Below are 23956 nucleotides of genomic sequence, written 5' to 3'. Positions count from 1 at the left end.
GACTCATGCCTGGCGTGTCCACTCCCACCACCACGACCCGCGAACAGTTCCACCTACTGGCCGCGGAGCATCGGGTGGTCCCCGTGACCCGAAAGGTGCTGGCGGACTCCGAAACTCCGCTGTCGGCCTACCGCAAGTTGGCCGCGGATCGGGCCGGTACCTTCCTGTTCGAGTCCGCGGAGAACGGGCGGTCCTGGTCGCGCTGGTCGTTCATCGGTGCGGGCAGTCCCTCGGCGCTGACGGTCGTCGACGGTAGGGCGGCCTGGCTCGGTCATACCCCGGCGGACGCGCCCTCCGGCGGCGATCCGCTGGTGGCCCTGCGCGAAACCCTGCAACTGCTGCAGACCGAGCGGCTGCCCGGTCTGCCCCCGCTGACCGGCGGCATGGTCGGCTACCTGGGCTATGACGCGGTGCGCCGGATCGAGCGGCTGCCCACCCTCGCCGTCGACGATCTGCAGCTGCCCGAGATGGTGCTGATGCTCGCCACCGATCTCGCGGCCTTCGATCACCATGAGGGCGCGATCACGCTGATCGCCAATGCGGTCAACTGGAACGGCACCTCCGAACGGGTCGACGAGGCCTATGACGATGCTGTCGCCCGGCTGGACCGAATGACTGCCGCGCTGGCCGCGCCCTCGGAGTCCACGGTGTCGGTCTTCGATCAGCCCGAGCCGGACTACATCCGCCGCCGCACCACCGAAGAATTCGGCGCGGGCGTGCGCCGCCTGGTCAAGGAGATCGAGGCGGGCGAGGCCTTCCAGGTGGTGCTCTCGCAGCGCTTCGAAATGGACTACGACGGTGCGCCTTTGGACCTCTACCGGATGCTGCGCGCCGCCAATCCGAGTCCGTACATGTATCTGATCCATATTCCGGACGGCGACGGCGGCACGGCATTCTCCATCGTCGGCTCCAGCCCGGAATCGTTGGTGACCGTGAAAGAGGGGGTCGCGACGACACATCCGATCGCAGGCACCCGGTGGCGTGGCGCCACCGAGGAGGACGATTTGCTGCTGGAGAAGGGGTTGCTGGCCGACGAGAAGGAGAATGCCGAGCATCTGATGCTCGTCGACCTCGGCCGCAACGATCTCGGCCGGGTCTGCCAGCCGGGCACGGTGCGCGTCACCGAGTACCGGCACATCGAGCGCTACAGCCACGTCATGCATCTGGTCTCGACGGTCTCGGGCCGTCTCGCGCCCGGCAAGATCGCACTGGACGCGGTCAGTGCTTGCTTCCCTGCGGGCACGCTGTCCGGTGCGCCGAAGGTGCGCGCTATGGAGCTCATCGAGGAACTCGAGCCGACCCGCCGCGGCGTCTACGGCGGTGTCGTCGGCTATCTCGACTTCGCGGGTGATGCGGATACCGCGATCGCGATCCGCACCGCACTGCTGAAGGACGGCACCGCCTACGTGCAGGCGGGTGCGGGGATTGTCGCGGATTCGGATCCGGATTACGAGGACGTCGAATCCCGCAATAAGGCCATGGCGGTCTTACGGGCGGTGGCGGCCGCGAAAACTGTTCGGGCATACCGCGGGCCGACATCTGCGGACGGCAGCGCGGAATGACCGATTCGGAACCCCTCGATACCGATCCGTCCACCCTGGACGCGCAGACCACGAAGCGTAGATATCCGGTTGGCGCGATCGTGCTGCTCGCCATCGCGGCGGCGGCACTGTGGGGCTCTTCCCGGATGACGTGGGTAACTGTCTCATCCACCGACGGTCTGACCGAACCGCGCACCGACAAACTCAACGGCGGTGTCTGGTTCGGAGCCCTCACACCACTGGCCCTGGTACTGCTGGCCGCCATCGCCGCGGTGCTGGCGACCCGCGGTTGGCTGCGGCGCATGTTCGGCGTCCTGATCGGTTTGGTCGCCGCGGTGACGGCCGTTCCCGCCTTCGCGCTGTTGACCAGATCCGGCGCGACAGCGGCCCGTGCCGCCACCCTGGCGGAGCTGCCCGGTCGCGCGACGGTCACCGAGGTGATCACCTCCCAGTTCCCCGCCGTACTTTCGTTGCTGGGAGCGCTGGCGGCCTTCGCTGCTGGTGTCCTGCTGGCCCGCATGTCAGAGGATGCTGCCCGCCTGTCCGGCAAGTACGACAATCCGGTCTTCCGCAAGGCCGCCGCCACCGAACAGGTGACGCGTCAGCGGACCGACCAAGCGGCGGGCGATATGGGGCAGCTTTCCGAGCGCGTGCTCTGGGATGCGTTGGACGCGGGCACCGATCCAACCGAGGAAGCGGATCGGCCCACTTCGGCCACCGACGATTCCGCCGATCATGATCAGGGGAAACAAGGGCATCGAGGTGTCTGAGCAGGTGACTACAAACCCCGGCGGAGTTGCGCCACAAGCAGCCATTTATTCTTTGACAGCATCGGTGAGACAGCGCCTGGGGGGATTCTCAGGCAGCAAGTCCGTCTCCCCAGAAAGGATTCGAGCCAGATGACGGTACTCGACTCGATTCTCGACGGGGTCCGCGCGGATGTGGCCGCTCGGGAAGCCCTTCTGGACTTCCCGGCGATCAAAGCGGCCGCGGGCGCCGCGCCCGCGCCGCTGGACGCCCGCGCCGCGCTCCTCGAAGACGGCATCGGCGTCATTGCCGAGGTCAAGCGGGCCAGCCCGTCCAAGGGAGAGCTCGCGGACATCCCGGACCCGGCGAGTCTGGCCAAGTCCTATGAGGACGGCGGAGCGCGCATCATCAGCGTGCTCACCGAGAGCCGCCGCTTCCACGGGTCGCTCGACGATCTGGACGCGGTCCGCGCCTCCGTGAACATCCCGATCCTGCGCAAGGATTTCGTCGTCGGTCCCTATCAGATCCACGAGGCCCGCGCGCACGGCGCCGACGTCATCCTGCTCATCGTGGCCGCCATGGAGCAGGATGTGCTGAGTTCGCTGATCGACCGCACCGAATCGCTCGGCATGACCGCTCTGGTCGAGGTGCACACCGAGGAAGAGGCCGACCGCGCGCTCGAGGCCGGCGCCTCCGTGATCGGCGTGAACGCCCGCAACCTCAAGACCCTCGAGGTCGACCGCGATGTTTTCGCCCGGATTGCGCCCGGTCTGCCCACCGAAGTCATCCGCATTGCCGAATCCGGTATCCGCGGCACCGCCGACCTGTTGGCCTACGCCGGCGCGGGTGCGGACGCCGTGCTCGTCGGCGAGGGGTTGGTCACCAGCGGTGACCCGCGCGCGGCCGTTTCCGAACTGGTAACCGCGGGCACCCACCCGTCGTGCCCGAAGCCCGCGCGGCGGGGCCGGTGACGAAGGTGACGGCACTGCCCAAGGCCTCCGACGGCATCCACGAGCGCAGCGACCACGAGCCAGATCTGGGTGGCCACTTCGGCGTTTACGGCGGTAGGCATGTACCGGAGGCGCTGATGGCGGTGATCGAGGAGGTCACCGCCGAATACGACAAGTGTCGCCTCGATCCCGCCTTCCTCGACGAACTGGACCGGCTGCAGCGCGACTACACCGGGCGCCCGTCGCCGATCTTCGAATGCCGGCGGCTCGCCGAGCACGCCGGTGGCGCGCGCATCATCCTCAAGCGCGAGGACCTGAACCACACTGGTTCACACAAGATCAATAACGTGCTCGGCCAGGCGTTACTCGCCAAGCGCATGGGCAAGACCCGGGTGATCGCGGAGACCGGCGCAGGTCAGCACGGCGTCGCCACCGCGACCGCATGCGCACTGCTCGGCCTGGACTGCGTCGTCTATATGGGTGCGGTCGACACCGCCCGCCAGGCGCTGAATGTGGCCCGCATGCGGCTGCTTGGCGCCGAGGTGATCTCGGTGCGGACCGGTTCACAGACCCTCAAGGACGCGATCAACGAGGCGCTGCGCGACTGGGTTACCAATGCCGACGCCACCTACTACTGCTTCGGCACCGCCGCGGGCCCGCATCCGTTCCCGATGATGGTGCGCGACCTCCAGCGCATCGTCGGTCTGGAGGCTCGCGCGCAGGTGCAGGCGCTCACCGGTCGACTGCCCGATGCCGTCACCGCCTGCGTCGGCGGTGGTTCCAACGCCATCGGCATCTTCCATCCCTTCATCGACGATCCGGGCGTGCGGCTGATCGGCTATGAGGCGGCCGGTGACGGCGTCGAAACCGGGAGGCATGCGGCAACTTTCACCGGTGGCACACCCGGCGCGTTTCAGGGCGCGTACTCGTACCTGCTCCAGGACGAGGACGGCCAGACCATCGAATCGCATTCGATCTCGGCCGGTTTGGACTATCCGGGTGTCGGTCCGGAACACGCCTACCTCAAGGACATCGGTCGCGCCGAATATCACCCGATCACCGATACCGAGGCGATGGACGCGCTGCTGCTGCTCAGCCGTGCCGAGGGCATCATCCCGGCGATCGAATCCGCACATGCGGTGGCCGGTGCGCTGAAGCTCGGCAAGGAACTGGGCAAGGGCGCCATCATCCTGGTGAACCTGTCCGGGCGCGGCGACAAGGACATGGACACGGCGGCACGCTGGTTCGGGCTGTTCGATGACCACGCTGCCGACAAGGAGAGCCAGCAGTGACCGAGCGCAGCGAGCGAACCATGAACACAGCCGAGCACCTCGCTCGTGCCGGAGCCGAGCGTCAGCGAGGCGCAGTCGTGAGTCAGCAGTCCCGCCTTGCGAATACCTTCGCGGCCTGCCGCGCGGAGGGTCGGGCCGCGCTGATCGGCTACCTGCCCGCAGGCTATCCGGACCTGGCCGGTTCGATCGAGGTGTGCCGCACCATGGTCGAATTCGGTTGCGACATCATCGAAGTCGGCGTCGCCTACTCCGATCCGGTGATGGACGGACCGACCATCCAAGCCGCCGCCGATCAGGCGCTGCGCGGCGGCGTCCGGGTGCGTGACGTGTTCTCGGTGGTCGAGGCGATCACCGCGGCGGGCGGTAAGGCCGTCGTGATGAGCTACTGGAATCCGGTGCTGCAATATGGCGTCGACCGTTTCGCGCGCGATCTGGCCGCTGCGGGCGGGTCCGGCATCATCACCCCCAACCTCATCCCAGAAGAGGCCGACAGCTGGTTCATCGCCTCGGCCGCACACGATCTGGACCGCATTTTCCTGGTCGCACCATCGTCCACCGAGGAGCGCCTGGTCAAAACGCTGGAGGCCAGCCGCGGCTTCGTCTACGCGGCCTCGACCATGGGTGTCACCGGCGCCCGTGACGTGGTCTCCTCCGCGGCTCCGGCGCTGTGCGCGCGCATCCGCGCCCACTCCGATATCCCGATCGGTGTCGGCCTCGGCGTGCGCAACGGTGCGCAGGCGGCCGAAATCGCCTCCTACGCAGACGGAGTCATCGTCGGTTCGGCATTGGTGACCGCCGCAGCCGAGGGACTCGACGCGGTACGGACCCTCACGGCCGAACTGGCCGAGGGTGTTCGTTCCGCGACTGTCACCTCGTAGTCGTCGAGAGGGCCACGCCGACCGCGAATCCCGCGCTGTGGTCGTGCTCCGCTACGGTTGGGGCCGTGACCTTACGAGTCCTCGCAGACAGCGTCCTGAGCAACGGAGCCGTCACCGCTGATGTGCTGGCCTACATTCCCAGCCCGTCCCAGGGCGTATGGCATATTGGTGCGTTCCCGTTACGGGCCTATGCCCTGTGCATCATCACCGGCATTGTCGTCGCCATCTGGTGGGGTGAGCGGCGCTGGCAGGAGCGCGGCGGCCAGAAGGGGGCGATTCTCGACATCGCGATGTTCGCGGTGCCCTTCGGTCTGGTCGGCGGGCGGCTCTATCACGTGGCCACCGATTGGCAGAAATACTTCGGCGCCGACGGCCATCCGATCGATGCGCTGAAGATCTACCAGGGCGGCCTCGGCATCTGGGGCGCGGTCTTCCTCGGCGGCGTAGGCGCCTGGATCGGCTGTCGGGTGTACCGAATTCCGTTGCCCGCGTTGGGCGATGCGATCGCCCCGCCGATCCTGCTGGCCCAGGCGATCGGTCGGCTCGGCAACTACTTCAACCAGGAACTCTACGGCCGCAAGACCGATCTGCCGTGGGGTCTGGAGATCTACCTGCGCTTCGACGATCAGGGCAGGCTCGACATGATGAACGGCGTCTCCACCGGCGTCGTCGACAAGGTCGTGCAGCCGACCTTCCTGTACGAGATGATCTGGAACCTGCTGATCGTGCTGCTGTTGGTACAGATCGACAAGCGCTACCGCATCGGGCACGGCCGGCTGTTCGCGCTCTATGTCGCCGGGTACTGCCTCGGCCGCTTCTTTGTCGAACTGCTGCGCGACGACGAGGCGACCAAGATCGCGGGCATCCGCATCAACTCGTTCACCTCGGCAATCGTATTCCTCGCCGCCGTCGCCTATTTCGTCTTCGCGACCAAGGGCAGGGAGACCGCCGATCAACTGCAACCGTCGACGGTTGCGCGACCATGGCCGTGGCAGATCGGGGCACTGCGTGCGGCGGGCGCCGAATCCGAGGCCGCGTCGAAGGCCGCCGCCGCGGCGGAAGCAGTGCAGCCGAAGCACAGTGCCGAGCAGAATGAAGCGGAGGCCGTCGCGGACAAAGACGCGGAAGCCGACGACGAGGACGACCTGTCGGACCAGCAGGGGGCGGAGCAGATCGCGGACGAGTCGGAAAAGGCAGGCTCGTCCGTCGGCGAAAGCGCTACTGAGAAGAAGGATTCGACGAAATCCGAGAAATACGGCAACGAACCGGATACCGCCGGCGATAACTCAACAGAGTCCGACGCCGAGCAGGGCAAGGTCGAAATCTCGAAAAAGGACGACTGATCCCGTAACGACTTGGGTAACTCGTTGGGGCACCGAGTAGACCCGCGACCGCGTGCCCGCCGCAGTACCCTCGGGTACCCGATTGCCCGGCAAAATGCGCGGGGAGGCGGGTAAGCGCCTGTCGAAATGCACGAATGATGGAGGACATTTAGTGACCGACCCCTACCAGCACCAACCAGGCTTCGGCGGCCCACAGTACGGTCCGCCCGGGACGGGGCCGGACCTGAACAAGGAGCCCGAGGCACCCGGGCAGCAGTACCTGTCGAATCCGTACAACCAGCAGCAGCCGCAGTATGGCCAGCCCGATCCGTACGGTCAGCATCCGGCCGGTTACCCACCCCCGCCGTACCCGGGCGGCGGCTACAACCCGAACGATCCGGAAGCGCCCTACGGCCGCGACCCGTTCGGCGTGCCGTTCTCGGATAAGCAGAAGCTGACCGCGGGTCTGTTGCAGATCTTCCTCGGCGGCTTCGGTGTCGGTCGTTTCTACACCGGCCACACCGGCATTGCCGTGGCGCAGATCGCGGTCACCTGGCTGACCTGTGGCTTCGGCGGCATCTGGCCGCTGATCGACGGCATCATGATGCTGACCGGCAAGGTGCCCGACAGCCTCGGGCGGCCATTGCGCGACTGACCGCCGCGAACTACTGACCGACGGCCCCGTCGCACCGGATGACGATGCGACGGGGCCGTCGCCATTTTCGGCAGGCTGTGCGAGGATTCGGCGCACGGTGATCGCAATACTGTCGGTCGGCAGCGTCCTGGCGTAGCGTAAGCCGGGTTTTTGTGTCGTGTGTGGATGTTGTTCACCGTCCAGACACCGAAGAGAGGGACTTTCGTGCGCCGCAAGTTGTTCGCCGCCGCCATGCTCGCCATCGTCGCCGCCACCGGGCTCACCGCTTGCGGCAGCAGCAGCGATCCGAACGTGCTGAAGGTCGGCACCGAAGGTACCTACGCGCCCTTCAGCTACCAGGGCTCGGACGGCAAACTCACTGGCTACGACGTCGAGGTGATCCAGGCGGTCGGGGACAAGATCGGCAAGAAGGTCGAGTTCGTGCAGACGCCGTGGGATGCGATCTTCGCGGGGCTGGAATCCAAGCGTTTCGACCTGGTCGCCAACCAGGTGACGATCAACGACGAGCGCAAGGCCAAGTATTCGCTGTCGCAGCCGTACACCACGTCCGAGGGGGTGATCGTCACGCGCGCGGACAGCACCGGCATCACCGCGCTCGCCGACCTCAACGGCAAGACCACCGCACAATCCGCGACCAGCAACTGGGCCAAGGTCGCCCAGGGCGCGGGTGCGAAGGTCGAAGCGGTGGAGGGCTTCGTGCAGGCCATTCAGTTGCTGAAGACCGGTCGCATCGATGCCACGGTCAATGACAGCCTCGCGGTTCTCGAGTACACCAAGAAGAACGGCGATGCCGGCGTCAAAGTCGCGGCCAAGACCGGGCAGGTCAGCCACCAGGCGTTCGCCGCCCGCAAAGACGACGCCCTGATCGGCCAGATCAATACCGCCCTCGAAGCATTGAGCGCGGATGGCACGTTGGCAAAGATCTCGGAAAAGTACTTCGGCACCGACGTCAGCAAGTAACCGTCCGTGGATCCCGCAACCAGGGAACTGATCTGGCACAACCTGTGGCCGATGCTGCAGGCCACGATCGACAAGACCCTCCCGCTGACCGCCATCAGCTTCGTCATCGGTCTGGTTATCGCGTTGTTCGTGGCGCTGGCTCGGATGTCACCGCTATGGTTCGTCTCGGCGCCCGCGCGCTTCTACATCTCGATCATCCGGGGCACACCGCTGCTGGTGCAGCTGTTCATCGTGTTCTACGCGCTGCCACAGTTCGATATCGTCATCGATCCGTTCCCGGCGGCGGTGATCGCCTTCAGCCTCAATGTCGGTGGCTATGCCGCCGAGGTCGTGCGTGCGGCGATCCTGAGCGTCGCGGAGGGGCAGTGGGAGGCAGCCAAGGCGCTCGGCATGTCGTATGCCCAGGAGTTACGGCTGATCATCTTGCCGCAGGCCGCCCGCATCGCGGTGCCGCCGTTGTCCAACACGCTCATCTCCCTGGTGAAGGACACCTCGCTGGCCTCGACCATCTTGGTGACCGAACTCCTACGCACCGCGCAGCTGGCCGCCGCCCCGACCTTCGACTTCTTCGCCCTGTACGGCGTCGCCGCGCTGTACTACTGGGTGATCTGTCTGGTCCTCGGCTTCGGCCAGACCCGCCTGGAAACTCGGCTGTCCCGCCATGTCGCACGCTGACGAGGCCCTTTTGTACTTTCCGCTAAGCCTTCGTACATATATTTCACCTAGCTTTCACCGAGGCCACAGCAGGCCAGGGATACTGCGCGGGACTAGGCTCTACTCGTGATGCGACGGACGAAGATTGTGTGCACTCTCGGCCCAGCGACCGCTACCGAGGAACGTATTCGGGAACTCGTCGAGAGTGGCATGGATGTGGCGCGGCTGAATTTCAGCCATGGCGAACACTCCGACCATGCCGAAAACTACAAGAAGGTGCGACAGGCCTCGGACTTGATCGGCCGGGCGGTCGGCATTCTCGCCGACCTGCAGGGACCGAAGATCCGGCTGGGGCGCTTCGCCGAGGGCAAGACCGTTTGGGCCAATGGTGAAGAGGTCCGCATAACTGTCGACGAGATCGAGGGCTCCCACGATCGCGTCTCCACTACCTACAAAGAGCTGGCCAAGGACGCCAAACCGGGTGACCGACTGCTCATAGACGACGGCAAGGTCGGTGTCACCGTCATTCGGGTCGATGGCAACGATGTCGTCTGCCGGGTGACCGAGGGCGGGCCGGTCAGCAATAACAAGGGCGTCTCGCTGCCGGGTATGGACGTGTCCGTGCCTGCGCTGTCGGAGAAGGACATCGAGGACCTGGAATTCGCGCTCAAGCTCGGCGTCGACTTCATCGCGCTGTCTTTCGTGCGTTCGCCCTCGGATGTCGAGCTGGTGCACGATGTGATGGACCGGGTCGGCCGGCGCGTTCCGGTGATCGGCAAGTTGGAGAAGCCCGAGGCCATCGACAATCTCGAGGCCGTTGTGCTGGCCTTCGACGCGGTAATGGTCGCCCGCGGTGACCTCGGCGTCGAACTGCCGCTCGAGCAGGTGCCGATCGTGCAGAAGCGGGCTATCCAGATGGCCCGCGAGAATGCCAAACCGGTCATCGTCGCCACCCAGATGTTGGAGTCGATGATCGAGAACTCGCGCCCGACCCGCGCCGAGGCCTCCGATGTGGCCAATGCGGTGCTCGACGGCGCCGATGCGGTGATGCTGTCGGGTGAGACCTCGGTCGGCGCGTACCCGATCGAGACAGTTCGCACCATGGCGCGGATCGTGCACGCGGTGGAGACCGAATCCACCCGGGTGCCACCGCTGACCCACGTGCCACGCACCAAGCGCGGTGTCATCTCCTACGCGGCTCGCGATATCGGCGAGCGGCTCAACGCCAAGGCGCTGGTCGCCTTCACTCAGTCCGGCGATACGGTTCGTCGCTTGGCCCGTCTGCACACCCCGCTGCCGTTGCTGGCGTTCACCCCCCTTCCCGAGGTGCGTAGCCAGCTGTCGCTCACCTGGGGCACAGAAACCTTCATCGTCCCGACGGTGGACAGCACCGATGCGATGATCCACCAGGTGGATGTAGCACTGCTGTCGATGGAGCGATACCAAAAAGGTGATCTGGTGGTAATCGTGGCAGGCTCCCCGCCCGGTACTGTCGGCTCCACCAATCTGATCCACGTGCACCGCATCGGTGAGGAGGACCATTAGCCGTGAGTGATCGCAGCGAACGAACCGACAACACAGCAGCGCCAGCGGTCGCAATGGAGCCGAGCGTCAGCGAGGCGCAGTTGTGAGCGCTTCGCTAGGTGGCGCTGTCGGCCTCGGGGCCGCAGCGGAGGGTACCGACCTCGATGTGCTGCTCGGACTGCTCGATCTGGAACAGGTCGACGAGGATATCTTCGTCGGCCAGCATCCGGAGAAGGTCTGGAGCCGCACATTCGGTGGTCAGCTGGTTTCGCAGGCGATCATGGCGGCGGGACGGACGGTCGACGGTGACCGTCCGCTGCACGCTGTCAATGCGCACTTCGTGCGTGGTGGCGATGTGAAGAAGCCGATCGAGTACCGGGTCGACCGCCACCGCGACGGACGCTCACTGGCCAACCGTACGGTCACCGCGACCCAGGACGGTCAGGAGCTGTTCGTCATGCTCGCCGCATTCCAGGATTGGGGCAAGGGGCTCGAGCATGCGCACGCCCAGCCGGAGGTACCGGATCCGGAGACACTGCCGCGCGTCGAGGAGAGCTTCGAAGGCTTGGAGGACAAGCTGGAGATGTTCGTCAACGCGCCGCATCCGATCGATATGCGCTACACCAATGACCCGGCATGGATCCTGAAGGGCACGGGGGAGCGGCTCAATCACAACCGCGTGTGGATGCGGGCCGATGGCCGACTGCCCGATGATCCACTGATTCACGTTGCGACGCTGGGTTATTCGTCCGACACCACAGTGCTCGATTCGATCATCACCACGCACGGTCTGTCCTGGGGCCTGGACCGCATCGTGGCCGCGACGATCAATCATTCGATCTGGTTCCACCGCCCGTTCCGCTTCGACGATTGGGCGCTCTATGCCACTGAATCCCCGGTGGCCGCCGGTTCGCGTGGTCTTGCCACCGGCCGATTCTTCTCCCGCAGTGGCGAATTGCTTGCCACCACGGTCCAGGAGGGCGTAATCCGCCACTTCCCGGCTCGCGGATGAGCTCCGTACCCGTGTGTATTGCGGACAGTAACAAGTGATTTCGCAAGCACATGGGTAACTCGGCAGGACACACAAAACATGGGCAACTGGGAAACGCCTGGTCATCGTTATATACCCGATCTGACGATTGAGGTGACCTGCACGGATCGATTGTCCGTTCCCTTCCTCGTCGTGCCCAGCCCTGCGTGCGGCCAGTTTCAAAGGCTTGCTGGCTCCTGCGCTGGTGTACTCGTGAGCGAGAAGGCCGTGTTCGGGGTGCGGTCCGGCCGGCGGGGCAGCCGAGTTGGTCGGCGGGGCGGAGCAGGATGGGCCATCGTTGTCGAAAAACGCGTCTCGACACCGGTCATGGACATGAAACTGCTGTTCCATTCGCGCGTCGCGTTGGTGCTCGCCGGTGCGCTCTTCGCGTCCCTGCAAATCGGCATCGTCTCCTACGCCATCGCCTATATGGCCCAGACCCCACCCGAGTCGACCGTCGTCACCGGCGTCCAGCAGGGCACGCTGGCCAAGATCCAGGAGATGACGGGTCGGGTGCTGCCGCCCGACGCCGTGCAGGTCAGCCTCGATCCCGGGTACACCTACGGCAGTGGGTACACCCTGCTCGAGTTCGCCTTCCGGATCGCGCTGCTCGGCTCGCTACGCCATTCCCCAGGTGCGCCTCGGCGTCGTGCCCGACGCGATGGCGCACTGGACCGTGGCCAAGGTCGCGGGGATGTCGGTCGCGGCCGACATTCTGTTGTCGGGACGGACTTTCGACGGCCCGGAAGCAATGCGACTCGGCCAACCATCTACGGCCGGCCAAAGGCGCGGGGAGGCCGGGGAGCCTAAGGTCCGGGGAGGCGGAATCGTTCGCGCTCGGTTTCGAAGTCGAAGCTGTCCCGGCGCTGCATGCGGATGGTCCGCGGGATCTCCAGATCCATTGGGCAGCGCGCGGTTTCCAACATCAGGCGCTTCTCCAGCGCGCTCAGGCTCGGTGCGGTCAGATCACGCGGCGCCCCGACCAGACTGAGTGCGATCTCATAGGTGCGCCGGGCGCCGTGCTCCTGGCCGGGATGGCCTACCCGCCACTGGGTTTCGAGTAGCAGATGCTCCGGTGCGTCGGACTCGATGGGCAATGTGAAGCGCCACGCGAAGACATCACGGTCCTGGAGGTGGTCGTCCACCACCTCGCGTACCGAATCAACAACGAGATCGAGGGTATCCGGTGTCACATAAACATGGAGCGAAACATCCGAAATTCGTTTCGGCATGTCTGATTCCTGTCGTGTGTCGAACCATCAACGGCGGAAGTTATTCCCGGCGCGAGTGTAATCCCTTTACCCACCAATTGGATACCGGGCCCGGCATATCACCGGATCCGCTGGGCGGCGAGGAAGGCGGCCAGCGGCGCTGGCCCCCGCGCTCCGGGGGCGATCACCAAGCCGGGACGCTCGTCGTCGACGGGCTGCTGCTGCTCGTGCGGTGCCAAGGCCAGCAGTAGCGGCAGCAATGCCTCGGCGATCCGGTCACCCACTTCGCAGAATGCGGCCTCCGAGAGTCCGACCGGATCGGCGATATTCTCCCGGCCGACGCGAGCGAGATCGTGGCGGGCGCGGTGCAGGTTGGCGATGGTCGTGGCGCCGGTGACCTTGGCGATGCGATGCGCTTCCAGCAAGGTGAAGGTGCGCGATCCGGCCCCGAACCCCATCTGCGCCGCCTGGTCCCGGATCTGCTCGGTCATGGCGAGCACCAGGTCCGCGCGGTCGATCAGTTCGGGCACGAGCTTGCGGGCCCGGAAATGGTCGGCGTCGGCGCCGAGTCCCTCGATGGTACGCGCGGCCAACGGCTCGATCGGAAAGCCAACCAGCGCACGGGTTCCCGCGCTCTCCGCGGTTAGTCGGAGCAGGTTGTATTCGACCGCTACGGCGCGGGTGAGCCGCTCGGCGATTACCGAACGGCAGACATTGCCGTTGCAGACGAACAGGACGTGCATGCGGATACGGTAGGCCGCATACGGGTCTATCAGAAGGCCGTGGACATCGAATCACAGCCCACGGAACACATATTCATCTGTTGGTCGAGTGCCGTACACGAAGTACGCCCCGGTATTCAGAGAGACGCTCGATACGCGTTATCGCTAGGTGGCCGATCGGTAATCGAGGTCTGGGCGTCCTGCCGAAGGTACCCGGCGCGAGTAGTTTCAACCATCACGGTATTGCCACGGTTGGGGATCGGATTTACTCGGACTCCCCACGGTAGTAAGCGGATTCGGCGACCACGGGCGCCGCCTTGGCCGCCTCGCCGTACACCCGCCCCCGCGTCGAGAACATCGGCCCGCGCGAGGCCACGACGGGTGCGAACCGCGGCAGTCCCGAACCCCGCTCCCATATCGTCGTACATCGCATCGATACCGCCGCGCATGAAGTAGGCCTCATGCCAGAACCCGGTCCCCCGGAGTCGCGCAGGAACTTCTGCCACCAATCCCGGTGCGGCGCCGAGCGTGTCCATCGTTCCAGTGAATCCAGATCCCCGCCAATACTGCCGCGCCCCCCAATGCGGCGGAAAGAGCGACCAGATCACATCCTCGTGCGACAACAGCCCATCTGGCCGATCCTTGTCCCGAGTTCGATCGCCCCGCGGCGTGCGCCGGTAGCGCGACGCCGCAACGTCCGCCGTTGACGCGACTGCAGCAGGGGGTCCGCGGGGTGAAGCCTCGCTGGGCGGGTTTTGGGAGTTGCATCCCAAAATCATCAGCCCATGCCCTCCATGGGCATGGGCTGATGATGAGTTGGTGCCGATTGTGGGACTCGAACCCACACGTCCTTTCGGACAACGGTTTTTGAGACCGTCGCGTCTGCCAGTTCCGCCAAATCGGCGCACCGGTGGGAAAGCCTAGCGGGTCACTGCCGAAATCGCGAATGGGCTGGGTCGGGGGTGATCATCGCCCGGTTTGCGCAGGGTAAATGGGTTGTGTGTGGAACTGAAAGGTACTCTCTACATCACTCGATGGCGACAGTGGGGCGATGGGCCGATGCCCGGACCGCGGCCACCCGTTCGCGTGTCGGGACACGGCATCGGAACCAGAGGGGTCTACCTATGAGCAACACAGCAGGGGGCGCCGGCACGAAGCGGGACGCCGGGGCGAAGCGAGTCGTCGTCGCGGAAGACGAGGCGCTTATCCGCATGGATCTGGTGGAGATGCTGACCGAAGAGGGCTATCAGGTTGTCGGCGAGGCGGGCGACGGCCAGCAGGCAGTGGATCTGGCGGTGGAGCATCGGCCGGATCTGGTCATCATGGATGTGAAGATGCCACGCCGCGACGGTATCGATGCCGCGGCCGAGATAGCATCGAAACGTGTTGCGCCAGTTGTGATTTTGACCGCCTTCAGTCAGCGCGATCTGGTCGAGCGGGCGCGCGACGCCGGTGCGATGGCGTATCTGGTGAAGCCGTTCACGAAATCGGATCTGGTGCCCGCCATCGAACTGGCGGCCAGCCGCTTCCACGAAATCACCGCGCTGGAGAGCGAGGTTGCCAATCTGGCTGAGCGCCTGGAGACGCGCAAGCTGGTCGAGCGGGCCAAGGGCGTGCTCATGCAGACCCAGGGATTGTCGGAGCCGGAGGCATTCAAGTGGATTCAACGGACGGCGATGGACCGCCGCACTACCATGAAGGCGGTAGCCGAGGTGGTGCTCGAAAATCTGGCCCCGAAGTGAGCTTGTTTTGCGCCGCGGCCGTTGAATGCCGGAAATTTTACTTCCCGGAAACCTGATCGCGATGAAAAATTCGAAACGAAGTCGATCGGATGATCCGAATGTGATGCGCGGCTCACGTACCAACGCTATGTTCTGACCGGGCTGACGTGGTCGGCCCTCCTCGGAGGAGAGCCCGGGGGAGCACAGGACGTAGAGGTGAAACGTGCTTAGTTCGACATGGCGCAGTCGTTCGATGCGGGGGGCATTGGCCATCGGTGCCGCTGCCGCGCTCGCACTGACGGGGTGTAGCGATAAATCGACCGACGGTGGCTCGGGCACCTCCGGCACCAGTGGCGCGGGCGGTCTGAAGATCCAGCCGGTCATGCAGATCGATGCCAATGGCAAGCAGGTGCCGAAGTCGGACAGCGCCTCGGCGGCTGACCCGGCGGGCGACGGTAAGGCCACCTGCCCGGCGGGCACCGCGATCGCCATGGCGGGCGCGCTCACCGGTCCGGACGCGGCCCTCGGCATCAATATCGTCGACGGCGTGAAGCTGGCGCTGGACAAGCACAACAAGGCCAACCCGGGCTGCAAGATCGAGCTCAAGCAGTTCGATACCGAGGGCGACCCGCAGAAGGCCACCCAGGTCATCCCACAGATCACCGATGACAAGTCGATCCTCGGCCTGGTCGGTCCGGCGTTCTCCGGTGAGACCAAGGCGACCGGCGGGAAGCTCAGCCAGGCCGGACTGGTCTCGTTGACCGCCTCGGCCACCAACGAGACGTTGACCCAGAACGGCTGGACCAGCTTCTTCCGCGGCCTGGCCAACGACGGCGTGCAGGGCCCGTCGGTCGGTAAGTATCTGGTCAACACCGCGGGCTACAAGAAGGTCTGCGTCATCCAGGACAATACCGACTACGGCACGGGCCTCGCCAAGACGATCATCGAGGGTCTCGGCTCCGTCAACGACGCGGGCTGCAATGCCAGCATCAAGAAGGGCGACAAGGACTTCTCCGCCACGGTCACCAAGATCGCGAGCGCAGCGCCGGACGCCATCTTCTACTCCGGCTACTACTCCGAGGGCGCCCCGCTGGCGCAGCAGCTGAAGTCCGGTGGCGTCAAGGCGGTCTTCGTCTCCGCCGACGGCACCAACGATCCACAGTTCGTCGCCCAGGCCGGTAGCTCGTCCAAGGGTGCGGTGCTGTCCTGCCCGTGTGGTCCGGCGCCGGATAAGTTCGCGGCCGACTACAAGGCACTCAACGGCGCGGAGCCGGGCGTGTACTCGGTCGAGGGCTACGATCTGGCCACGATCTTGGCCAAGGGCATCGATGGCGGCAAGCTGACCCGCCCCGACCTGCTGGAGTACGTGCGGTCCTACGACGCCAACGGTCTTGCGCGTCAGTACAAGTGGAACGCGACCGGTGAACTGTCCAACGCGCTGATCTGGATCTACGAGGTCAAGTAGCCCTAGACAACCGCACGGCGGCACATACGGGGTTCGTGCGAATCCCGTACGTGCCGCTGCGTCGGGTGGGCCGATAGATGAGGGCAAAAGACGAATGACATCAACGGCATTGGCCGGTGTAGCACAACTCGCCGGCGGTTCGATCGACTTCAACTACCACGGAGTGATCGATAATTTCTGGCGACTGACCGTCGACGGGGTGACCTACGGCTCTATCTATGCCTTGGTCGCCGTGGGCTATACCCTGGTCTACGGTGTATTGCGGCTGATCAATTTCGCCCATTCGGAAATATTCATGCTCGGCATGTTCGGTCAATTGATCGGACTCATGCTGTTCGGATTCGTGGCGAATCCCGATGTGTATACCCAGGGCATCATCCTGACCGTTACCTATCTCGCGTTGGCGATGATCATCGGCATGCTGGTATCCGGTGGCGCCGCAGTCGGATTGGAGCGGGTGGCCTATCGGCCATTGCGTAAACGCGGGGCAAAACCACTCAGCTTCCTTATCACGGCGATCGGCATGTCGTTCGTGATCCAGGAATTCGTGCACTTCATCCTGCCGAAGATCAATCCCAAACTCGGCGGCACCAATGCACAGCAGCCGATCAAACTGGTCGAGCCGACCGTGCAGTTCAGCTTCCTCGGCGCCGAGGTCGACAACATCAAACTGCTGATCGTGCTGGCGGCGATCGCGTTGGCGATCGTGACCGAGGTGCTGATCAATCGGACCAAATTCGGGCGTGGCATTCGCGCCGTCGCCCAGGATCCCGATACCGCTACGCTGATGGGCGTTTCGCGGGAGCGGGTCATCATGTTGACCTTCTTCATCGGCGGTGTACTCGCCGGCGCCGCTGCGCTGCTCTACGCGATCAAGATCCCGCAGGGGATCATCTACTCCGGCGGATTCATCTTGGGCATCAAGGCATTCAGCGCCGCGGTGCTCGGCGGCATCGGCAATCTGCGCGGCGCCTTGCTCGGCGGCATCCTGCTCGGCGTGGTGGAACAGTACGGCCAGTCGCTGCTCGGTTCGGAGTGGCGCGATGTCGTCGCGTTCGCCGTGCTGGTGCTGGTGCTGATGGTGCGCCCGACCGGCATCCTCGGTGAGAGCCTCGGGAGGGCCCGCGCATGACCGACTCGACCAAAACCATGGAATCCGTACCCGAGACGCCCAACGCGGCCCCGACCGGACGCGGTGTGGGAGACGCGATTCGAACCTGGTGGGACGGCCTGAGCCGCCCCGCGCAATGGGGGGTCGGTGTGCCGATCCTCATTCTGCTCGCCCTGCTTCCGTTGTTCCCGCCGCCGTTGCTGGATACCCCCGGCTACAACTTCGGTCTGGTCATGGCGCAGGTCGCGATGTACACGCTGATTGCCATCGGCCTGAATGTCGTTGTCGGACAGGCGGGTCTGCTCGACCTCGGCTACGTCGGCTTCTACGCCATCGGCGCGTATACCGTCGGTCTGCTCACCAGTCCCAACAGTCCGTGGAATCAGACCGACGGCGGCTGGCTGAATCCGACCTGGGCCTGGATGGCCTGTCTGCCGATCGCGGTCGCGGTGACGGCGATCTCCGGCATCATTCTCGGCACCCCGACGCTGCGGCTACGTGGTGACTATCTGGCGATCGTCACCCTCGGCTTCGGTGAGATCGTGCGGCTGCTCGCCGACAATCTCTCCGATATCACCAATGGCAGTCTGGGGTTGTCCGGTGTCGCCTTCCCGCACGTCGGCGAATCCGACAGCCGGCCGGAGGGGGTGTTCTCCGGCGGCAACAGCGGCAATGCCGACAGCGCGAATCTGCTCGACCGGGCCAGTTACGGCACCTGGTGGTACTGGTTTGCGATGGTGCTGGTGATCATCGTGCTGCTGATCGTCGGCAATCTGGAACGCAGCCGGGTCGGCCGCGCCTGGGTGGCCATCCGCGAAGACGAGGACGCCGCCGAGATCATGGGCGTGCCGACCTTCAAATTCAAGCTGTGGGCCTTCCTGATCGGCGCTGCCGTCGGTGGCATGTCCGGTGCGATCTACGCCGGTCAGGTGCAGTTCATCAATCCGACCGGGTTCAACATCATCAACTCGATGCTGTTCCTGTGTGCGGTCGTCATCGGCGGTCAGGGCAATAAGCTCGGAGTCATCTTCGGCGCGTTCATCATTGCCTATCTGCCCGCACGGCTGCAATCGGTGAAATTGGTGAACAACGAGTCCACCGGGTACCTCCTGTTGGCGATCGACGTGCTGGTCTTCGTCGGGTTGGTGGTCGTATGGAAGTACAAGGGCGACAGTCTGAGTGCGTGGCCGCGGCGCGCCTGTATTACCGGCATGGTGGTCACCGGCATCATGGGCGCACTGCTGCTCGGCAGCGTGCTGCTGTTCCGCGTCGGCGGTGCGCAGTCTCTCGGTGACCTCAAGTACATGTACTTCGGAATTACCTTGGTGGTCATGATGATTCTGCGGCCACAGGGTCTGTTCCCGGTGCGGCAGAAGCTGCTGACCTTCGGCAGGCAGGTGTATCAGGCCGTCCGCAAACCGGGTGAGCGTGAATTGATCGGAGCGCGACGATGACCGGGCCAGGCGCGGGCGACGCCCTGTTCGACAACGAGGATATGGCGGCCGGTTATGCGGCACCGCCCGAGGCCGAGACCGCGGGCGAGGTCGATGTCGCCGCTCTGAGCCCGGTGCTCGCCGATGCCGAGGTCGTCGCGGATGTGGTTGCGCCGCACCGCGAAATCGAGACCGCGGTGGGTGCGCCGCTGCTGCGCACCGATGAGCTCACGGTCCGGTTCGGCGGTCTGACCGCATTGGACAAGGTCAGTTTCGAAATCCGCCGCGGCGAAATTCTCGGACTGATCGGACCCAATGGCGCGGGCAAGACCACATGCTTCAACGCCATTACCGGCGTCTACAAACCGGCCTCGGGCCTGGTGTATTTCGACGGCAAACCGCTGACGAAGACCAAGCGCAATGAGATCACCCGGCTCGGTATCGCCCGCACCTTCCAGAATGTGCGGCTCTTCGGTGAGATGACCGCGCTGGAGAATGTGGTGGTCGGCACCGACGCCAGGCATAAGACCTCGGTGCCCGGTGCCATCTTCCGCACGCCGCGGCACCGCAGCGAGGAGAGGGATGCGATCGAGCGCGGCATGGCCCTGCTCGAATTCGTCGGCGTCGCACCGCGTGCGGTGGAGAAGGCGCGGAATCTGTCGTACGGCGATCAGCGCCGATTGGAGATCGCCCGCGCGCTGGCCACCGAGCCGAAATTGCTCTGCCTGGACGAACCCGCCGCCGGGTTCAATCCGAGCGAGAAATCGGCGCTGATGGATTTGATCCGCAAGATCCGCGACGACGGGTTCACCGTGCTGCTGATCGAGCACGATATGCGCCTGGTCATGGGTGTTACGGACCGGATCGTGGTGCTGGAGTTCGGACGTAAGATCGCCGACGGACTGCCCGCGGAGATCCGCGACAACCCGGATGTCATCGCGGCGTATCTTGGTGTGCCTGATACCGAGGTCGCGGCGGCCGAAAAAATCACCGCCACAACCGAAGTGGTCGAGCCGGAACCGCCCGCCGCCGAACCGGCCCCGGAGCCCGCTGAGCCCGAGGCCCGCGACTTCAGCCAGGCGCCGCCGCTGCTCGAGGTCGACGATATGGTGGTCAACTACGGCAGAATTCAAGCGCTGCACGGGGTTTCGCTGCGGGTGGCGGAGGGTGAGCTGGTCACGCTGCTCGGTGCGAACGGTGCGGGTAAGACCACCACTATGCGTGCGCTGTCGGGCTTGCTGCCGCTGACCCGCGGCAAGATCAAGTTCGATGGCCGCGATATCACCCAGATGAAGGCACACGAGCGGGTCACCCACGGGTTGATCCAGGCACCGGAGGGCCGGGGTGTCTTCCCCGGCATGACGGTCCAGGAAAACCTCGATATGGGTTGCTACGGAAGGACTTTCAAGCAGAAGGCGGAGTACGGGCAGACGCTGGAGTGGGTCTTCGAGCTGTTCCCGCGGCTGTCCGAGCGACGCAAGCAGGTCGGCGGCACGCTCTCCGGCGGTGAGCAGCAGATGCTGGCCATCGGCCGCTCGCTCATGGCCCGCCCGCGCCTGCTGCTGCTCGATGAACCGTCGATGGGCCTGGCGCCCATGGTGATTCAGCAGATCTTCCGGATCATCAGCGAGATCAACCAGCAAGGCACCACGGTGCTGTTGGTCGAGCAGAATGCCCAGCAGGCGCTGACCCGCAGCGATCGTGCCTACATTCTGGAGACCGGTGAGGTCACCAAGACTGGTATCGGCGGGGATCTGCTCACCGATTCCGCCGTGAAGTCGGCCTACCTGGGCGTGGGCTGAAAGTTGGACCCGTCCGTGGCCGCCTCGAGGCATGATTGCGGCCATGGACGGGCATGACGAATTGACGAATCTGGCCGACCGCTACTGGGACACTGTGCTGGCGGCTGCGCCGAGCACGGCCACCCTGCTCGGTGACCACCGCTTCGACGACCATGTTGAGGATCTCTCGCCCGAGGCCGAGCAGCGGCTGCTCGCGACCTTGCGCGAGCTGCGTGATCGGGTCGCCGGTCTCGACGCCGACAAGCTGAACGGAACCGACCGGGTCACTCGCGGTCTGTTGCGCACCGAATTGGATACGGCCATAGACAACTTGGCGTGGCGGCCGACCGAACTGGCATCGGACCAGATGGACGGCGTGCACGCGGGCATGCTCATGATGGCCACCCAGACCAAGGCGCCGCAGCCCGAACACGCGCTCGCCCTGGTCCGGCGGTATCGCCAGTTCGGCACGCTGTTCGACCAGGCGGTCCAGCAGTTCCGCAACGGCCTGGCCGCAGGCCGCATGCCCGCGCGCGTCACCATCGACCGCTCGCTCAACCAACTGGACAGCTACCTGGCCTCCGATATCGCCACCGATCCATTCGTCACCTTCGCCGGACCGGCGGACTGGGATGGGGAAGCCGCCTGGCGCGCCGAACTCGCCGAGGTCGCCCGCGACGTGATCCGCCCGGCCTTCCAACGCTATCGGGATGTCCTGGCCGACGAATTGCGGCCCGCCGCCCGTTCCGACGACAAATGCGGTCTGTGCTGGCTCGGAGCCGATGGCGAGGATGTCTACCGGCGGCAGCTGCGCCGTCACACCACCCTGCCTGATCTCGGCGCGGATGAGATCCACGAACTCGGCCTGTCCGAATTGGCGCTGTTGCGCGAGGAATACGCCGCGGTCGGTACTCGGCTGTTCGGTACCGCCGATGCCGCCGAAATCTTCGCCCGCCTGCGCAGCGATCCCGAACTGCGTTATGTCAGCGGCGAGGAGATCATGGCCGATGCGCAACGCGCGCTCGGTGCGGCGGTCGCGGAGATGGGCAACTGGTTCGGCCGCCTGCCCAAGGAATCCTGCGATATCGTCCCTTTGCCGGAATTCCTGGCGGCGGATTCGCCTGCGGCGTACTACTTTCCACCCGCCGCGGACGGTTCCCGGCCGGGCACCTACTTCGTCAACCAATACGAACCGGCGGGGCGCAGCCGCTACGAGACGGCGGCGTTGACCTACCACGAGGCGATTCCGGGGCACCACCTGCAGCTCACCATCGCCAATGAACTCGCTCAGCTGCCGCGATTCCAACGACAGTCCTTCGCGAATACCGCCTTCGTCGAGGGGTGGGCGCTCTACACCGAACGTCTGGCCGACGAAATGGGCTTGTACGAAGACGATTTGGCTCGCGTCGGTATGCTGGCCGCCGATTCCTGGCGCTCGTGCCGACTCGTCGTCGATACCGGAATCCACGCCAAGGGCTGGAGCCGCCAGCAGGCCATCGACTTCATGGTGGCCAACGCGCCGGTCGGGCTGACCGAGATCGAGGTCGAGATCGACCGCTACATCGCCATTCCGGGGCAGGCAGTGGCCTATAAGGTCGGTCAGCTCGAGATTCGCGGGCAACGCAGGCAGGCGGCCGAACGGCTCGGCGCCGCCTTCGACGTCAAGGTGTTCCACGATGTGGTGCTCGGCTCCGGCTCGGTCAGCCTGCCGGTGTTGCGCGAACTCGTGGCCACACTGTGACCCGCTGAGCGGTTCCTCGAGTTGCGGGCCGGGTCGGGTGGGAGTGCAATGAATGTGCGGTGATCGAGCACTATAGGTAGGTCATGAACAGCACGTTCAGCTCTCGGCTCAGTCCGTTGCGGAGCAAACGGATCGTGCTGATCTGGGTGGTGCTCGGTGTGGTCGGTGTGCTCACCACCACCGGTCTGCTCATCACCGGACATTTCGCTGACACGGGCGAAATGCATACCGCACGTACGGTTTCCGACACTTCGATGACGCCGGGATTCGCCGGTGCCCTGCCCGACTCGGCGAATCCGATCGGCGACGCCGCACCTCCGGTCGCCTTCGCGCCCTTGGCCGGCACATCGCAGGCCGGGATGTCGGTGGCGTCGAGCCGCGCGGTGCAGGCGCTTGCCGACCATCCGCTCTTCGCTCAGCACGTCGGACTCGGCAGGGTCGATTGCAAACTTCCCGCCTGGCACGAGGATCCGGCGGCGGCGCGGGCCTTCTATCGGGCCGCGGTAGCCTGCCTGGACGCGTCCTGGGAACCGACACTGCGCGGCGCCGGGCTGCCGTTCCATCCGCCGCGGCTACTCGCCCCCGCCGAATCCCGTGAAGTGGTAAGCCAATGCGTGCAGCGCCTGCGCAACGGCCCGACAACGTTCTACTGCGCCCTCGATGAAACCTTGGTCCTGCCGTACGACGCCATGCGGCCGCTGTCCAGCGGCTCGCGCCGCGGCGCCCAATTGGCCGTCCTCAGTACCGAATACGGCCACCACGTCCAGAATCTGATCGGCGTCATGCAGGCATACAACGAAAAACGCTCGACCGTCGGCAGGGACACCACCGCCGGGCACGAACAAAGCCGCCGCATGGAACTACAGGCCCGCTGCTTCTCCGGCATGTTCCTCGGCACCAACTTCGGCCGCGCCGATATCGACGAACAAACCTGGACCGAAGCCTCCCACACCGTCCGGAGTAGCCACGCCACCCGTGACCCGCGCATGCAGGGCAACGAAGAGAACGTGTGGGGCTGGTGGAAATGGGGCTCCGACAAGGGCGACACCTGGGAGTGCAACACCTGGTACAGCTCCCCGGCGCACGTGGAATAGCGCCATCTGATCCGCACTTGGGCATACCATGAACCGCGCCATGCAGATTCGATGCGGCCGGAGTGGGGCATAGTGGTCGATCCGGTGTCTCTGAGCGCATCGAGGAGATCCGACGTTCGGAGTG

Annotated in this window: 21 protein-coding genes, 1 tRNA gene and 2 pseudogenes; 20 read left to right on the top strand and 4 right to left on the bottom strand. The window is 65.1% G+C overall.

The features are described from left to right. Window positions 1–5 precede the first annotated feature (5 nt). The 12 genes and pseudogenes from AB0L63_RS22985 to AB0L63_RS22930 form a co-directional block, all read left to right on the top strand. A complete protein-coding gene (locus tag AB0L63_RS22985; RefSeq protein WP_364504385.1) occupies window positions 6–1562 on the top strand; it encodes an anthranilate synthase component I in 1557 nt (518 codons plus the stop codon). After that, a complete protein-coding gene (locus tag AB0L63_RS22980) occupies window positions 1559–2311 on the top strand; it encodes a TIGR02234 family membrane protein (protein WP_364504382.1) in 753 nt (250 codons plus the stop codon). The genes AB0L63_RS22985 and AB0L63_RS22980 overlap by 4 nt, the downstream gene beginning before the upstream one ends. Before the next feature lie 129 nt (window positions 2312–2440). Then, complete coding sequence (trpC, locus tag AB0L63_RS22975; RefSeq protein ID WP_364504379.1) at window positions 2441–3259, top strand: indole-3-glycerol phosphate synthase TrpC; 819 nt, start codon at window positions 2441–2443, stop codon at window positions 3257–3259. Further along, the gene (trpB, locus tag AB0L63_RS22970; protein ID WP_364504454.1) at window positions 3256–4530 is read left to right on the top strand and encodes a tryptophan synthase subunit beta; all 1275 of its coding nucleotides are present in this window, start codon (window positions 3256–3258) and stop codon (window positions 4528–4530) included. Before trpC ends, trpB begins: the two co-directional genes overlap by 4 nt. A 77-nt stretch (window positions 4531–4607) precedes the next feature. Next, window positions 4608–5408 carry a tryptophan synthase subunit alpha gene (gene trpA / locus AB0L63_RS22965; RefSeq protein ID WP_364504376.1) on the top strand — a complete coding sequence of 267 codons (801 nt, stop codon included), beginning with the start codon at window positions 4608–4610 and terminating at the stop codon, window positions 5406–5408. Window positions 5409–5503: 95 nt separating this feature from the next. Further along, window positions 5504–6751, top strand: coding sequence for a prolipoprotein diacylglyceryl transferase (gene lgt, locus AB0L63_RS22960; RefSeq protein WP_364504451.1), 1248 nt, complete (start codon window positions 5504–5506; stop codon window positions 6749–6751). 151 nt (window positions 6752–6902) lie between these two features. After that, complete coding sequence (locus AB0L63_RS22955; RefSeq protein WP_364504373.1) at window positions 6903–7385, top strand: TM2 domain-containing protein; 483 nt, start codon at window positions 6903–6905, stop codon at window positions 7383–7385. A gap of 231 nt (window positions 7386–7616) precedes the next feature. Beyond that, entirely contained in the window at window positions 7617–8345 is a 729-nt protein-coding gene (locus AB0L63_RS22950; RefSeq protein ID WP_364504447.1) for an amino acid ABC transporter substrate-binding protein, read from the top strand. Between the two features lie 6 nt (window positions 8346–8351). Next, window positions 8352–9020 carry an amino acid ABC transporter permease gene (locus AB0L63_RS22945; RefSeq protein ID WP_364504371.1) on the top strand — a complete coding sequence of 223 codons (669 nt, stop codon included), beginning with the start codon at window positions 8352–8354 and terminating at the stop codon, window positions 9018–9020. Window positions 9021–9125: 105 nt separating this feature from the next. After that, window positions 9126–10544 (top strand): pyruvate kinase, encoded by a 1419-nt coding sequence (pyk, locus tag AB0L63_RS22940; protein WP_364504368.1) that lies wholly within the window; start codon window positions 9126–9128, stop codon window positions 10542–10544. A gap of 82 nt (window positions 10545–10626) precedes the next feature. Further along, window positions 10627–11535 carry an acyl-CoA thioesterase II gene (locus tag AB0L63_RS22935; protein WP_364504365.1) on the top strand — a complete coding sequence of 303 codons (909 nt, stop codon included), beginning with the start codon at window positions 10627–10629 and terminating at the stop codon, window positions 11533–11535. 679 nt (window positions 11536–12214) lie between these two features. After that, window positions 12215–12262 (top strand): annotated as a pseudogene (locus tag AB0L63_RS22930) (hypothetical protein); the annotation flags it as partial. Between the two features lie 97 nt (window positions 12263–12359). On the opposite strand, the gene AB0L63_RS22925 reads toward AB0L63_RS22930, so the two are convergent. The 4 genes from AB0L63_RS22925 to AB0L63_RS22910 form a co-directional block, all read right to left on the bottom strand. After that, complete coding sequence (locus AB0L63_RS22925; protein WP_364504362.1) at window positions 12360–12785, bottom strand: hypothetical protein; 426 nt, start codon at window positions 12783–12785, stop codon at window positions 12360–12362. A gap of 98 nt (window positions 12786–12883) precedes the next feature. Next, entirely contained in the window at window positions 12884–13507 is a 624-nt protein-coding gene (locus tag AB0L63_RS22920; RefSeq protein ID WP_364504359.1) for a low molecular weight phosphatase family protein, read from the bottom strand. Window positions 13508–13751: 244 nt separating this feature from the next. Then, window positions 13752–13919 (bottom strand): hypothetical protein, encoded by a 168-nt coding sequence (locus tag AB0L63_RS22915; protein WP_364504356.1) that lies wholly within the window; start codon window positions 13917–13919, stop codon window positions 13752–13754. Window positions 13920–14303: 384 nt separating this feature from the next. After that, window positions 14304–14390, bottom strand: a tRNA-Leu gene (locus tag AB0L63_RS22910). A gap of 220 nt (window positions 14391–14610) precedes the next feature. Here AB0L63_RS22910 and AB0L63_RS22905 point away from each other — a divergent pair. The 8 genes and pseudogenes from AB0L63_RS22905 to AB0L63_RS22870 all read left to right on the top strand — a co-directional run bounded on the left by AB0L63_RS22905 (window position 14611) and on the right by AB0L63_RS22870 (window position 23832). Continuing rightward, on the top strand, window positions 14611–15228 hold the full coding sequence (locus AB0L63_RS22905) for an ANTAR domain-containing response regulator (protein ID WP_364504353.1): 618 nt from the start codon (window positions 14611–14613) through the stop codon (window positions 15226–15228). A 232-nt stretch (window positions 15229–15460) separates the two neighbouring features. After that, the gene (locus AB0L63_RS22900) at window positions 15461–16672 is read left to right on the top strand and encodes a branched-chain amino acid ABC transporter substrate-binding protein (protein ID WP_364504444.1); all 1212 of its coding nucleotides are present in this window, start codon (window positions 15461–15463) and stop codon (window positions 16670–16672) included. A 94-nt stretch (window positions 16673–16766) separates the two neighbouring features. Next, complete coding sequence (locus tag AB0L63_RS22895; RefSeq protein ID WP_364504350.1) at window positions 16767–17804, top strand: branched-chain amino acid ABC transporter permease; 1038 nt, start codon at window positions 16767–16769, stop codon at window positions 17802–17804. Window positions 17805–17821: 17 nt separating this feature from the next. Beyond that, window positions 17822–19237, top strand: a complete 1416-nt coding sequence (locus AB0L63_RS22890) for a branched-chain amino acid ABC transporter permease (RefSeq protein WP_364504441.1) — start codon at window positions 17822–17824, stop codon at window positions 19235–19237. Between the two features lie 41 nt (window positions 19238–19278). Then, window positions 19279–20187 (top strand): annotated as a pseudogene (locus AB0L63_RS22885) (ABC transporter ATP-binding protein); the annotation flags it as partial. A gap of 135 nt (window positions 20188–20322) precedes the next feature. After that, a complete protein-coding gene (locus AB0L63_RS22880) occupies window positions 20323–21018 on the top strand; it encodes an ABC transporter ATP-binding protein (protein WP_364504438.1) in 696 nt (231 codons plus the stop codon). 43 nt (window positions 21019–21061) lie between these two features. Next, window positions 21062–22738, top strand: a complete 1677-nt coding sequence (locus AB0L63_RS22875; protein ID WP_364504347.1) for a DUF885 domain-containing protein — start codon at window positions 21062–21064, stop codon at window positions 22736–22738. An 83-nt stretch (window positions 22739–22821) separates the two neighbouring features. After that, the gene (locus AB0L63_RS22870) at window positions 22822–23832 is read left to right on the top strand and encodes a neutral zinc metallopeptidase (RefSeq protein ID WP_364504344.1); all 1011 of its coding nucleotides are present in this window, start codon (window positions 22822–22824) and stop codon (window positions 23830–23832) included. Window positions 23833–23956 lie beyond the last annotated feature (124 nt).

Origin of the sequence: Nocardia sp. NPDC051990 (assembly GCF_040680755.1) — a bacterium.
Taxonomy (GTDB): domain Bacteria; phylum Actinomycetota; class Actinomycetes; order Mycobacteriales; family Mycobacteriaceae; genus Nocardia.
The sequence above is the reverse complement of the archived record's forward strand: the minus strand, read 5'-3'. Positions and strand labels throughout refer to the sequence as shown.

What these genes read in the sequence shown, in the direction of transcription:
- AB0L63_RS22985 (WP_364504385.1), top strand. Translation starts at nt 6, where the DNA reads ATGCCTGGCGTGTCCACTCCCACCACCACGACCCGCGAACAGTTCCAC.
- AB0L63_RS22980 (WP_364504382.1), top strand. Translation starts at nt 1,559, where the DNA reads ATGACCGATTCGGAACCCCTCGATACCGATCCGTCCACCCTGGACGCG.
- trpC (WP_364504379.1), top strand. Translation starts at nt 2,441, where the DNA reads ATGACGGTACTCGACTCGATTCTCGACGGGGTCCGCGCGGATGTGGCC.
- AB0L63_RS22950 (WP_364504447.1), top strand. Translation starts at nt 7,617, where the DNA reads ATGCTCGCCATCGTCGCCGCCACCGGGCTCACCGCTTGCGGCAGCAGC.
- AB0L63_RS22925 (WP_364504362.1), bottom strand. Translation starts at nt 12,785, where the DNA reads ATGCCGAAACGAATTTCGGATGTTTCGCTCCATGTTTATGTGACACCG.
- AB0L63_RS22920 (WP_364504359.1), bottom strand. Translation starts at nt 13,507, where the DNA reads ATGCACGTCCTGTTCGTCTGCAACGGCAATGTCTGCCGTTCGGTAATC.
- AB0L63_RS22915 (WP_364504356.1), bottom strand. Translation starts at nt 13,919, where the DNA reads ATGCGATGTACGACGATATGGGAGCGGGGTTCGGGACTGCCGCGGTTC.
- AB0L63_RS22905 (WP_364504353.1), top strand. Translation starts at nt 14,611, where the DNA reads ATGAGCAACACAGCAGGGGGCGCCGGCACGAAGCGGGACGCCGGGGCG.
- AB0L63_RS22900 (WP_364504444.1), top strand. Translation starts at nt 15,461, where the DNA reads ATGCGGGGGGCATTGGCCATCGGTGCCGCTGCCGCGCTCGCACTGACG.
- AB0L63_RS22895 (WP_364504350.1), top strand. Translation starts at nt 16,767, where the DNA reads ATGACATCAACGGCATTGGCCGGTGTAGCACAACTCGCCGGCGGTTCG.
- AB0L63_RS22890 (WP_364504441.1), top strand. Translation starts at nt 17,822, where the DNA reads ATGGAATCCGTACCCGAGACGCCCAACGCGGCCCCGACCGGACGCGGT.
- AB0L63_RS22880 (WP_364504438.1), top strand. Translation starts at nt 20,323, where the DNA reads ATGGTGGTCAACTACGGCAGAATTCAAGCGCTGCACGGGGTTTCGCTG.
- AB0L63_RS22875 (WP_364504347.1), top strand. Translation starts at nt 21,062, where the DNA reads ATGGACGGGCATGACGAATTGACGAATCTGGCCGACCGCTACTGGGAC.
- AB0L63_RS22870 (WP_364504344.1), top strand. Translation starts at nt 22,822, where the DNA reads ATGAACAGCACGTTCAGCTCTCGGCTCAGTCCGTTGCGGAGCAAACGG.